At 61.6% G+C, this 12,372-nt stretch carries 8 protein-coding genes; 6 read left to right on the forward strand and 2 right to left on the reverse strand.

Annotated elements, in window-relative coordinates; genetic code table 11:
• Positions 1 to 103: 103 nt before the first annotated feature.
• The gene (locus tag NLY42_RS24885) at positions 104 to 1,897 is read right to left on the reverse strand and encodes a DUF6538 domain-containing protein (protein WP_023753688.1); all 1,794 of its coding nucleotides are present in this window, start codon (positions 1,895 to 1,897) and stop codon (positions 104 to 106) included.
• A gap of 144 nt (positions 1,898 to 2,041) precedes the next feature.
• On the opposite strand from NLY42_RS24885, the gene NLY42_RS24890 reads away from it, so the two are divergent.
• The 6 genes from NLY42_RS24890 (at position 2,042) to NLY42_RS24915 (ending at position 10,782) form a co-directional block, all read left to right on the forward strand.
• Entirely contained in the window at positions 2,042 to 2,668 is a 627-nt protein-coding gene (locus NLY42_RS24890; protein WP_031244604.1) for a hypothetical protein, read from the forward strand.
• A 403-nt stretch (positions 2,669 to 3,071) separates the two neighbouring features.
• Complete coding sequence (locus NLY42_RS24895) at positions 3,072 to 3,575, forward strand: hypothetical protein (RefSeq protein WP_023753689.1); 504 nt, start codon at positions 3,072 to 3,074, stop codon at positions 3,573 to 3,575.
• 291 nt (positions 3,576 to 3,866) lie between these two features.
• Positions 3,867 to 7,208 carry a M10 family metallopeptidase C-terminal domain-containing protein gene (locus NLY42_RS24900; protein WP_023753690.1) on the forward strand — a complete coding sequence of 1,114 codons (3,342 nt, stop codon included), beginning with the start codon at positions 3,867 to 3,869 and terminating at the stop codon, positions 7,206 to 7,208.
• A gap of 72 nt (positions 7,209 to 7,280) precedes the next feature.
• Positions 7,281 to 7,703, forward strand: coding sequence for a hypothetical protein (locus NLY42_RS24905; protein WP_023682883.1), 423 nt, complete (start codon positions 7,281 to 7,283; stop codon positions 7,701 to 7,703).
• Between the two features lie 35 nt (positions 7,704 to 7,738).
• A complete protein-coding gene (locus NLY42_RS24910) occupies positions 7,739 to 9,475 on the forward strand; it encodes a type I secretion system permease/ATPase (protein WP_023753691.1) in 1,737 nt (578 codons plus the stop codon).
• Entirely contained in the window at positions 9,472 to 10,782 is a 1,311-nt protein-coding gene (locus tag NLY42_RS24915; protein WP_023753692.1) for an HlyD family type I secretion periplasmic adaptor subunit, read from the forward strand. Before NLY42_RS24910 ends, NLY42_RS24915 begins: the two co-directional genes overlap by 4 nt.
• 63 nt (positions 10,783 to 10,845) lie before the next feature.
• Here NLY42_RS24915 and NLY42_RS24920 read toward each other — a convergent pair whose 3' ends face one another.
• Positions 10,846 to 12,279, reverse strand: a complete 1,434-nt coding sequence (locus tag NLY42_RS24920; protein WP_023753693.1) for an aldehyde dehydrogenase family protein — start codon at positions 12,277 to 12,279, stop codon at positions 10,846 to 10,848.
• Between the last annotated feature and the right edge of the window lie 93 nt (positions 12,280 to 12,372).

Genomic DNA, 12,372 nt, shown 5'->3' on the forward strand with positions numbered 1-12,372 from the left:
CGAACTTGATTTCGAGATTATTGTCTCACGTCCATTGATAGGAACAAAGTCCTATATTTTTCTTTGTCGAGATTTACTTTTTGAGCTATCTGTGATCTATCATTCAAGGGCTCAGGTGCATCAGGTCCAGGCCGGGATAGGCGATGGAATTCACATACTCGACGCGCTGCTCAAGCATGCCTTGAGGCATCATGCCGTAGCGGCCGGTCATGGTCGCGCTGGCATGACCAAGGACGATAGGCCCAAACTGTTCATCCAAATAACCCGCCCGTCGGAACGCATCTGCCACACCATGGCGAAAGCTGTAGAGCGACAGGCCCCGCCCGACCTTCATGCCGATCCGAGTCAGGTAGCGGCCGAACTCACGCGAGAACTCGGACATCATCTGCCCACGTGAATTGCGCTTCGCTTCAGGAAACAGGCGGGAGTGCCCGGCCGCTTTCATGCCATCGCGATACTTGATGAAGCCGAGCCGGATCAATTCAGGATGGACCGGCACAACGCGCATGGAACCTTCGGTTTTCACGCTCTTGTCATCGTCGCCTTCCGTGGTGATGTGCATGATCCAATGGCCATGCACCTGCCGCACGTCCGCGACAGCAAGCTGCGCAACTTCTGCTGGGCGTGCGCCTGAGAACAGCATAACCAGCGGAACCCAATAGCGATGATCGCGGATGCGCGCGTTGCCGAGCTTGGCTATGTTCCGCCACTCGTCGGCGCTACGGCATCCGGTGAACAGCGGCGACTTGAACAGGGTGTTTAACTGGTCGGACGTGAAGACAAGCGGTTTGCTGCCCTTCGTCTTCTTCAGGAACATGCCGTCGGCCGGGTTGCTGTCGAGGTAACCGTGATTAACCAGCCAAGAGCAAAAAGCGCTGAAACCCGCTAGGTAGCGGTTTACGGTGCGCACAGTAATCACCGGCTTTCCGACCTTCTCATTGTGTCGAACGATCTGCGCAAGCTTCATGCCGGCAAACACGCTGCTTTCGGTGGCCTTCACCGGATACTTCATCAAGAGCGCCTTCCACTCACGGACAGCCTTCTTGTCCATCCGTTGAACCGGGCAAGTTCTGCCGACAAAATCGACAAAGCTGCCAACGTCGCGGCGGGCCTGCGCAATGGTGTCGGTCGCAATGCCCTTCGGGTTTTCGGCGGCGTATTGTTCAAATAGCTCCATGATCCCCTCGCCCGGCGCTGCCTGCTCGCGCGAAGTGCCGCTTGCCGGCTTTACGATCGGGTCTTTCGGGGTGCCGCTGTAGTCGCCCTGGTCGCGCTCTATGGTGCGCTCCAAGCTTTCGATTTCGGATCGCATCATCTTCCTGGCGAGGTCGCCACGATCCGGGGATAGCGGGTCGATCAGAAGCTTGTTCCGTTCGATGTAGTCGTCAACCTCATCTGCAATCAGCGCGGCTTCACCTTCGACAAGATGCTTGCGCATGGCGTCGAGCTTCGCGCGCCTGCCCTGGGCGTCGAACTCGCGCCGATGCTTCAGCACCATGACGTCAAGGACGGCGTCGAGCGTCGCCAGCGGGTCACCAATGTCGATATCTTCGCGCCGCACCCGCTCCACAGCCCGTTCTGTCGCCGCCTCAATATCGGCGGCAATGGGCATCGATTGCCGAACCTGCTCATCACGCGCGAGAATGCCGGTGTAGTGCTGCCAAACCGCATCTGCCTTGTCATCGGCCGTTAGCATACGGCGCGAGCGCATGTCATCGAACTGACGGTTCCAGGCTTCGACTACCGGCCACAAGAGCCGCTTAGCTTCGTTTTCATCCTTAGTGCCGAGCGCCTTTACAAGCTCGCTTTTGCCCATCATGTCGATAAGATCGAGGGGAACGCGAGCGCGGGCATAGTAGGATGCTCCACGCCTTAGCAGGTAGCTTAAACGTGCCATAATTGCTCCACATGGAAGGCCTGTGTGTTACAATCATGTGTTACAATCTCTGGCGAAAAACGTCAATGACTACAGATATTTATATGATTTCAACGCTTTGGAATTTGCTGGATTACTGTCCAGGTTCCCCAGCCAAGGCACGTCATGCCCACTGACAGCCAGTACATCCTCGAACGCATCCGCCAAGGATGCGTGGAGTTGTCCGACGACGCGTTCGTCATCGACAGGTTAGTCAAGTATGTCGGCAACGGCAGGATCCGCTGGCATGTCGAATTGCGTGGGCACCGCATCGAACTGACGACCGGCCAGATCAAGAAGCAGCCGACCCTTCGCAGGAAAATCCTCGAACAGGCTGGCGTGCTGCCGCCGCAGCGTACCGGGGCCGACTACCGGCGATGGGCTCTCGATCTGAGGCGGAATGCCATCGAGCTTCCCTGGCGGGACAGGCCGGTCGACGCCGGTTTTGCCATCGACAGGCTGACCAGCCACGGCGATGGGCGTTGGTCGGTCGAGTACCAGGGCAAGGCCATCAAGTTCACGACGACCAAACTGCGCAGGCAAGTCAGTTTCCGCAAACGCATGCTGGCCAAGGCCAAGGTGCTTCCGCCGGAATTGGCCCCGCCTGCCTATCGCAAGTGGATGGACTGGCTCATTCAAAACGCGACTGAGGCTGTGCCGCAGGCCGGCGAAGCCTCGATCAGAGAGAAAAGCTGGCTTGACGACCTGCCGGAGCTGGCCGGCTGGGAAGATGAAGCGCCACCCGAGAATTGATCGGGTTCCAATGATCATGAAATCGAGCGATGCTTCTCCGGAACTGCGCGATTGGGCAGCGGACGTTCTGGGAATACAGACCGATATCCAAATGCCGGCCAAAACCGCCCAGCGGTAACCCTCCCGCCAGGCCTGATATTTCCCCGGCAGGAACTTGGTCGCCGCCGAAGTCAGCGGCCGGCGCCGCTCATCAAGAGATTGCCTGAGGAGGCGCCGGCCAGGCGGGCATTGGGGTACCCGCCGACGCTACATTAGCATTCACGCATAGATTTGGTATGGCGCGAACGCGGAAGCCGGCTGCCTTCACAGCAGCATTACCGCAATTTTTCCCAAGACCAGGAACCCGCAACGGTGCAAGGGTTGGAACGCCCAGCGTTTCGGCGCGGCTTGCCTGGAGACAATCATGGCGACGTTTCTTACCGCTCTCGCATCCGAAGGTCCGCCAGCCGACCGGGCGAAAGACATGGACCTGTATGGATGGTTGATCGGCAGTTGGGACATGGAGACGCTCCACCACCGCAACGACGGCACAATTCAGAAATGGGATGGCGAGTGTCACTTTGGTTGGGTGCTCGAAGGCCGCGCCATTCAGGACATCTGGATCAGGCCCAGGCGACCAGCCCCGTCCACCATGTATGGCACGACCTTGCGCGTCTTCGATCCCGGGATCGGTGGCTGGCACATTATCTGGAGCGATCCGCTCAACCAGGATTACTCGCGCCAGATCGGGCGGGCCGAAGGCAAGGACATCGTCCAGATGGGCGCCGACTCGCGCGGCCTGCAGGCGCGGTGGCGGTTCACCGAGATCACCGCCGCCAGCTTTCACTGGATCGGTGAGGAGAGACGAGCGGAGAGCGACCCCTGGCGCGTGACATATGAACATTTCGCGCGCCGGACGGGTTCCTGAAGCACGCTTGCGCATTCAGCCCCTCGTGCCTACGGGCGAGGTACGACCATAGATTAGCGATAGCTCAATTAACACCAAACCAGTATCTCAAAACCCGCCGGTACAAGCGCGCCCAAGAACCTTCATATGTACCGAGCGCGAACTGAGGCTAGACAAGTGAAGATTCCAATAGCATTGTTGGCACTGGGACGGGGCTCGACCGGCAAACGCAAACGATGCTTGTCGGTGGTTGGCAACTGCTAAACCGTACAGCCGTAATTGCCACGGCTGCGAGACCAAGGAGTCCCAAGGATGCCGAACTCAAGCCAAACCAGCGATCAATGGTGGGTCAACGACCAGACGCCGGACAACCCGTACGGCAAAAGCGAAGATTACGGGGCCTTCCTCACCTACCTTGGAGCGCTGGACCGGTCGATAACGCCGGCGATCGCGGCGGGAACGCTGAGGATCAATGTCTCCGAGCTCAATGACCATCCCGAATACAAGGCCGCCGCGATCGGCGCCTTGCAGATGTGGGCCAGTGTCACCCCTTTGAAGTTCGAAATCGTCGACAATGCGCCATACAACAGCGCAACGGACTGGATGCAGGTTGTCAGCCCCGAACTGGGCGAAGAGGACGACGGCAGCGCCTATTCCAACGACCGCTATGTCAGCATCGGCCAGCGTTTCCACGACACCGAGGTCAACAAGACGGATATTGGCGGCTATGTCTTCGATTCCTTCATCCATGAATTCGGTCATGAGTTCGGCCTGAACCACCCCGGGCTCTACAATTACAGCGGCCCCGGCGGCGTACAGATCAATTATCTGAACAATGCGACCTGGACCTACGACCGTCAGCAATACAGCGTCATGTCCTATTTCGACGGGATCGATGTCGGTGAAACCAGCCGCTGGTCGGCGTCAACGCCGATGATGGCCGACATCGAGGCAGTCATCCGCCGCTTTTTCTCCACCGTCGACGAGAACGGCGTGCGCACCTATCAGCATATCGACCTCAACACGGGCGACAACGTCTACGGCTTCGGCAGTGCCGTGGACGGCTACCGGCTGACCTCCTCGGGCATGCAGCACGATATCGGTTTTGTCATCCATGACACCGGAGGAACCGACACGATCGACTTCTCCGGCTCGACGGCCGGCACGATCCTCGATCTGCGCGCCGGGCAGTTCTCCAGCGTCAACGGCCATAGCAACAATGTGTCGATCTTTGCCGGGCACAACGCCGACGGCACCGACTATTACATCGAGAACGGCATCGGCAGCAGCTATGACGACGTCCTGATCGGCAATGACGGAGCCAACGTGCTGGATGGCCGCGGCGGCGGCGACCGCATGGCCGGCAATGGCGGCGACGACACCTACTTCGTCGATTCTCTCGACGACATCGTGCGCGAGGAAGCGAATGGCGGGAATGACACGGTCGTTCTGCTGAACCGGAACTTGAATATCCGGAAAATCGCCAACGTCGAACACATCATCTACGCCGACGAGTCGACACTCCAGCCTGGAGACGGCGGCACCGAAACCGCACCGACCATCGGCGACAACACGATGACCAGCGTCATCTTCGGCGACAACGGCAACAATACGCTCGACGGCGGCGCCGGCGACGACACGATCTTCGGTCAGGGCGGCGATGATCTCATCATCGGCGGCCGCGACTCGCTCGCCAGCCGCGACATCAACAACACCATCGATGTCGCCGACCTTCCAGACCAGACCGAGAGCGACGACGGCAATGACACGCTCTATGGCGGCCGCGGCAACGATACGATCCTCGGCGGCCAGGGCAACGACATCCTCGACGGCGGCGACGGCGACGATACGCTGAGCGGCCAGGATGGCGTCGATATATTCAGGGGTGGCGCCGGCGTCGACACGGTCGACTTCAGCAAGGAGAGCCCCTTCCAGCTGCTCGTCAACCTCGAGACGAACGTGGCCAGCGGCGGAACCGCTACGGGCGACACCTTCTACAGCATCGAAAACCTGATCGGCTCCGATGACCGCATCGACCGTTTCATCGGCACGTCGGCGGCAAATCATTTCTGGGGCCGGGGCGGCGGCGACTATTTCAACGGCGGCGGCGGCAACGACATACTGGATGGCGGCAATGACGGCGACATCCTGTACGGTGAAGCCGGCAACGACACGATCATCGGCGGCGCCGGCCAGGACTATCTGGATGGCGGCGCCGGCATTGATACGGTCGTCTACGAAGGCAGCTCCGCCGGCGTGACGATCGACCTCGCCAATGGCACGGCCAATGGCGGCGACGGCGATGGCCCGGTGCAGATCGTCGGGCGCGGCACCGTTATCCGGCACGACATCCTGGTCGGCTTCGAAAACGCCGTCGGGTCGTTCTTCGACGACCATCTCATCGGCAACGCCCAGGCCAACAAACTTTCCGGCGGCGCCGGCAACGACACGCTGACCGGCGGTGGCGGCGCCGATATATTGAATGGCGGCGCCGGCAGCGACACGGCGGACTACGCCGACGCGGCCAGCGGGCAAAACCTCAAACTGGGTGGCGGCAAATCCGGCGGCGACACCTATATCTCGATCGAAAATCTGGCTGGCTCGGGCTTCAACGATCACCTGACCGGCGATGGCGCGGCCAATGTGCTGACCGGCCAGGGCGGCGCCGACAAGATCGACGGCGGCGGCGGCGATGACACCCTGCTCGGCGATTTCGCCTATCAGGGCGATGCTCCGCCACGCCCGGGCATGGGCACCGGCTACGCCACGCTCGGACCGGACGCGACCAACAATTCGGTCTCGACCGCCTTCGACATCTCGAACAACTTCTCGCTGACCGCCGACCCCGACATCTTCGATTCGACGACCACCCTTCACACCACCGTCAATGCCACCGGAAACGGCTTGGGCGGATATTACAGCATCAACCTGGCGGCCGGCACGATCATCACCATCGACATCGATGGCATTGCCGACCCCAATGTCCATGACAGCATCGTCAGGGTGCTGGACAGCGATGGCAATATCGTCGCCCAGAACGACGATGGCGGCAACGACCCCGGCTCCAACAACGGCCGCGATTCGAGCACCAGCTTCATCGTTCAGGAAACCGGAACCTACTATATTGTGGAGGGCGAATGGTCGGACTCGGCTCCTGGCGATGGCTGGGTGGAATCCGTGCCGGAGGGCTCGACTTACAAGCTGAACGTATCGGTCGAATTCCCGCCGGCACCAGCTCAGCCGGGCGTTGCGGGCGCCGATACGCTCAACGGCGGCGGCGGCAGCGACCTTTTGGATGGCGGGCTGGCTGCCGATACGCTGACCGGCGGCGCCGGCGACGACTATTTCCGCTTCTCGACAGAACTCGGGAACGGCAATATCGACTGGATCAAGGACTTCAAGGTCGCCGACGATACGATCCTGCTGGACAACCTCATCTTTGCCAGCGTTGGCGGCGACGGCGCCCTCGCTTTGGGCTCATTCTACAAGAGCGCAGCCGGTGCTGCTCATGATGCCGACGACCGCATCATCTACGACACCGACAGTGGAATATTGTCTTACGACGCCGATGGTTCCGGACAGGGAGCAGCCGTTCAGTTTGCACACCTGAACACAAATCTGGATCTTTCGGCTGCAGACTTCATCGTCATCTAACGCGTTCCCGGGAGGGGTGCCGTCAGGCTGCCCTCCCGCATACCCCAGCGCAGTGAAAAGGGAGAGGACGCGATGACTGACCGCCGCACGGTGTTAATGGCCGCCGGAGTTGCGGCAGTCGCCGCGGCCACCGGGGCAGCGGCAGCGCAATCGCCAGATATTCGCGCGCCAGATATTCGCGCAACAGATATTCGCGGCGCCGTCACCTTTGTGGGCGGCAAGGCTATCCCGGAAGGTCATCTCGAGATCTATCTTGAGGATCCCGCCATTCAGGACAGTGGGCGACGCCGCGCCGCCAAAACCAGCCTCAAGAGCGAGGGCGGCTCAAAGACCATAGAATTTTCCTTGCCCCTGCCCGCAAGCTCGACCGCTTCACCAACGCTGCAGGTCGTTGCGCGCCTGGAGCGTGCGGACGGCTGGCTGGTGGCGCGGGGCAGCGCGCAGTTCCAGGCCGGCTTGCCCGTCCATGTCACACTCAAGGCAGTTATCTATTGAAGGGACGAGATGCCATATCCTGATTGCGAGCCTGCATGCAGCTGACGCCATCGACGCCGCTTACGCTGGTCGGAATCCTGGCGTCCTTTCGACGTGCGTTTTCGGGCATCGTCCTGATGAGCGGGGTCGTCAACGTGCTGACCCTGACCGGCTCGTTCTTCATGTTGCAAGTCTATGACCGCGTCGTTCCGGGTCGCAGCGTGCCGACGCTGGTCGGCCTGGCGGTGCTTGCGGGAACATTGTTCGTGTTTCAGGGAGTGCTGGAGCTGATCCGCTCTCGCCTCATGGTGCGGCTGGGACAGGGGTTGGACGCAAAGCTGAGCCCGTCGGTCTATTCGGCGCTGATGCGCCTGCCGCTGCGCGCCAAGCCTTCCGGCGACGGGCTGCAACCCCTACGGGATCTCGATCAGGTCCGCTCCTTTATCGGCAGTGCCGGACCGACCGCTTTGTTCGACCTGCCATGGATGCCGCTCTATATCGGCATCTGTTTCATTTTTCATTTCTGGATCGGCGTTACCGCGCTTGCCGGCGCCGTTGTCCTGTCTGCACTGACGCTTCTGGCCGAATTCCGGACCCGCGGCCCGACAAGGATCGCCGGACAGCACGCGGCCGTTCGCAGCACGTTGGCCGAGGCGACAAGGCGCAATGCCGAAGCCATGCAGGCCATGGGTTTTGGCGGGCGTATCGCCGAGCGGTGGTCTGCCGTCAATGCCGAGTACCTGAACGCCCATGCGGCGGCCAGCGATGTCGCGGGAACGCTTGGCACGATTTCCAAGATCCTGCGGTTGATGCTGCAATCGGCAATGCTGGCGATCGGCGCTTATCTGGTCATCCAGCAAGAGGCGACCGGCGGCATCATGATCGCAAGCTCGATCATGATGGGCAGGGCGCTGGCTCCGATCGAACTGGCGATAGCGCATTGGAAGGGTTTCATTTCAGCGCGGCAAAGCTGGGCACGCCTGAAGCAGCTTCTGTCCGCGCTGCCGGAAGGCGCAACCGGCGTGACCCTGCCCGCGCCTGTCAGCGCGCTGGCGGTCGAGAATGTCAGTGTCGCGCCGCCGGGCGAACGCACGCCGGTGGTGTGGGATGCAAGTTTTTCACTGGCCAGGGGAGCGGGCCTGGGGGTCATCGGCCCGAGTGCTTCCGGCAAATCATCGCTGGTGCGTACGCTTGCAGGTGTCTGGCTTCCGGCGCGCGGCGCCGTGCGGCTGGACGGCGCGACGCTTGACCAGTGGCCGGCCGACGAGCTGGGTAAACATATCGGCTATCTGCCGCAGGATGTGCAGTTGTTCGACGGCACGATTGCGCAGAACATCGCCCGCTTCGACCCGGATGCCTCGTCCGACATGGTGCTTGCGGCAGCCAAGGCCGCCGGCGTGCATGATCTCGTCGTGCATCTGGCCGACGGTTACGACACAAAGGTTGGCGAAGCCGGCGCCTCGCTGTCGGCGGGACAACGGCAGCGTGTCGCCCTTGCCCGCTCTCTTTATGGCGATCCCTTCCTGGTCATCCTGGACGAGCCGAATTCCAATCTCGACTCAGAGGGTGAAGTGGCCTTGTCCGCCGCCATCCAGGGCATCAGGGACCGCGGCGGCATCGTTATCGTCGTCGCGCACCGATCCAGTGTCCTGGCCAATGTCGACACCGTGCTGGTGATGGCCAATGGCCATGTGCAGGCCTTCGGTCCGAAGGATGAGGTGCTGAACAAGGTCTTCCGATCGGCGGCACCGCTCAAGGTCGTTGCCGCCACGGAGAGAGGCGTTCCTGCATGAGCGAGGACAGAAGCGCTTTGCATCATCGGCAGGTCCGCCGCTATCTCGTGGCTGGCGTTGCTACCTGTCTGCTGCTTGTCGGAGGTGTTGGCGGCCTGGCGGCAGTGACCAAGATGTCGGGTGCGGTGATCGCAGCTGGCCGGCTGGTGGTCGATTCCAATGTAAAGAAGGTTCAGCATCCGACGGGCGGCGTGGTCGGCGAGATCAGGGTGCGTGAAGGCGACCGGGTCAAGGCGGGCGATATTCTGGTGCGGCTGGATGAAACGACAACACGCGCCAATCTGGCGATCGTCTCAAAAGGTCTGGATGAGTTTTATGCACGGTTGGCGCGCCTGGAGGCGGAGCGTGACGGCAAGGACAGGATCAGCTTTCCGGACGTTTTGACATCGCGGCGCGACGAAGCCGGTGTCGCCGCATCGATGGCCGGAGAACAATCGCTGTTCGATTTCCGGCACCAGGCGCGGTCTGGCCAGCGATCGCAATTGCGCGAACGGATCGCGCAGTTGAAGCAGGAGAGTGCCGGCCTGACCGAGCAGCTGCAGGCGAAACGCCGCGAGATCGAGCTGATCCAGATCGAGCTGGAAGGTGTGCGGTCGCTCTGGCATCGCAAGCTGATAGGAATCGACCGCATGACGTCGCTGGAACGGGACGCGGTGCGGCTCGAAGGCGAGCATGGCCAGTTGACCGCGGGAATTGCCCAGGTGAAAGGCAAGGCGTCCGAGATCGAACTGCAGATCATCCAGATCGACCAGGATCTTCGCAGCGAGGTCGCGACCGATTTACGCGATACCCAGGGAAAGATCTCCGAGTTCGTCGAACGCAAGGTAGCGGCCGAGGACCAGTTGAAGCGCATCGATCTGCGCAGCCCGCAGGATGGCGTGGTGCTGCAGTTGGCGGTGCATACGATCGGCGGCGTCATCACCCCCGGGGAACAGGTGATGCAGATCGTACCGGTGACGGACGACCTGACCGTTGAAGCGCATATCGCACCGCAGGATATCGACCAGGTGACGATGGGCCAGAATGCGATTTTGCGCCTGTCGGCCTTCAATCGGCAAACCACGCCGGAGCTGACCGGGACGCTGTCGCGGATCTCGGCGGATCTCACCATCGAAGAGCGCACCGGAGCAGCCTTCTATGTGGCGCGGGTGACGCTGCCCAAAACCGAGGTCGCCAAGCTGCGCGGGCTGGCGCTGGCGCCAGGCATGCCGGCCGAAGTGTTCTTCCCGACGGGCGACCGGACGATGCTTTCCTATCTGGTGAAGCCGCTGTCGGATCAGATCCAGAAAGCTTTCCGGGAGGAGTGAAGCCGCACCTTTGAGAGCTGAAGCCTCGGGACCGGCTGGTTGCCGGTCCCCAAGGGGTAGCCCCTACTCCGCCGCCTCGTAGCCGGCGATGCCCTTGATCTCGAGGAAATCCTCGAGGCCGTATTCGGCGTATTCGCGGCCGTTGCCGGATTGCTTGTAGCCGCCGAAGGGCAGGCCGGCGTCCCATTGGGGATAGTTGATGTAGACGTTGCCGGTGCGCATGCGGGCGGCGACTTCGCGGGCCTTCTGGATGTCCTTGGCCTGGATGTAGGACGCCAGCCCATAGACAGTGTCGTTGGCCGTGCCGATCGCCTCTTCCACTGTGTCGTAAGGCATGATCGCCAGCACCGGTCCGAAGATTTCCTCGCGTGCGATGCGCATGTCCGGCGTGACATCGCCGAACACGGTCGGGCGGACATAGTAGCCGCGGTTGAGCTCGGCCGGACGCCCCGGTCCACCCGCGACCAGCGTGGCGCCTTCATCTATGCCGGCCTGGATCAGGTCCTGGATCTTGTCGAACTGGATCTGGCTGACCACCGGGCCGAGCTTGGTGCCGGCCGCATCGGCCGGGCCGACGGTCAATTTTTCGGCCGCCGTCTTGGCGTAGCCGGTCGCCTCGTCATGGCGGTCGCGCGGCACGAACATACGGGTCGGCGCATTGCAGGACTGGCCCGAATTGCTGAAGCAGCCGGCGACGCCCTTGCTGACGGCCTTTTCCAGGTCGACATCGGGAAACAGGATGTTGGCCGACTTGCCGCCGAGTTCCTGATGCACGCGCTTGACCGTGTCGGCGGCCGCCTTGGCGACCAGGATGCCGGCGCGGGTCGAACCGGTGAACGACATCATGTCGACATCGGGATGGCTGGACAGCGCCTGGCCGACGCCCGGGCCGTCGCCATTGACGAGGTTGAAGGCGCCCTTGGGAACGCCGGCCTCGTCGATGATTTCGGCAAAGATGATGGCGTCGAGCGGCGCGATTTCCGAGGGCTTCAGCACCATGGTGCAGCCGGCGGCGAGCGCAGGACCGACCTTGCAGGTGATCTGGTTCAGCGGCCAGTTCCACGGCGTGATCAGGCCGACGACGCCGATCGGCTCCTTGACGATCAGCGACGAGCCCTTGACGTGGCGGAATTCGAACGACTTCAGCACCTCGGCCATCTTCCGCAGATGTGCCAGGCCAATGCCGACCTGGCTGTCGAGTGCCATCTGGCGCGGCGCGCCCATCTCGCGCGATACGGCCAGCGCCAGATCGGCGCTGCGCTTCTTGTAGACCTCGATTATGCGGTTGAGGATATCGAGGCGCTCCTCGACCGAAGTGAAGCCGAATGTCTCGAAGGCGCGCTTGGCGGCCGCAACCGCCTTGTCGACATCGGCCTTTGAGCCGAGCGAAATCTGCGCGAAAGCATCTTCGTTTGACGGATCGATGACGTCGAGTGTGCTGGGCACGACAGGATCGACCCACACGCCGTCAATATAGAACTGCAGATTGTGTGACATGGGCTTCTCCTCGGGGGATTTCTGAATTGATGGGGGGCGATCGCCAGATCGTCGTATCGGTTCAGGGATAACGATGGGGCAAGAGCGATGTCA

This window comes from Mesorhizobium sp. C372A, assembly GCF_030323245.1.
GTDB lineage: Bacteria > Pseudomonadota > Alphaproteobacteria > Rhizobiales > Rhizobiaceae > Mesorhizobium.

Bases quoted from the DNA above. Each gene is read 5' to 3' on its own strand.
- NLY42_RS24885 (WP_023753688.1), bottom strand. From the start codon at position 1,897: ATGGCACGTTTAAGCTACCTGCTAAGGCGTGGAGCATCCTACTATGCC.
- NLY42_RS24890 (WP_031244604.1), top strand. From the start codon at position 2,042: ATGCCCACTGACAGCCAGTACATCCTCGAACGCATCCGCCAAGGATGC.
- NLY42_RS24895 (WP_023753689.1), top strand. From the start codon at position 3,072: ATGGCGACGTTTCTTACCGCTCTCGCATCCGAAGGTCCGCCAGCCGAC.
- NLY42_RS24900 (WP_023753690.1), top strand. From the start codon at position 3,867: ATGCCGAACTCAAGCCAAACCAGCGATCAATGGTGGGTCAACGACCAG.
- NLY42_RS24905 (WP_023682883.1), top strand. From the start codon at position 7,281: ATGACTGACCGCCGCACGGTGTTAATGGCCGCCGGAGTTGCGGCAGTC.
- NLY42_RS24910 (WP_023753691.1), top strand. From the start codon at position 7,739: ATGCAGCTGACGCCATCGACGCCGCTTACGCTGGTCGGAATCCTGGCG.
- NLY42_RS24915 (WP_023753692.1), top strand. From the start codon at position 9,472: ATGAGCGAGGACAGAAGCGCTTTGCATCATCGGCAGGTCCGCCGCTAT.
- NLY42_RS24920 (WP_023753693.1), bottom strand. From the start codon at position 12,279: ATGTCACACAATCTGCAGTTCTATATTGACGGCGTGTGGGTCGATCCT.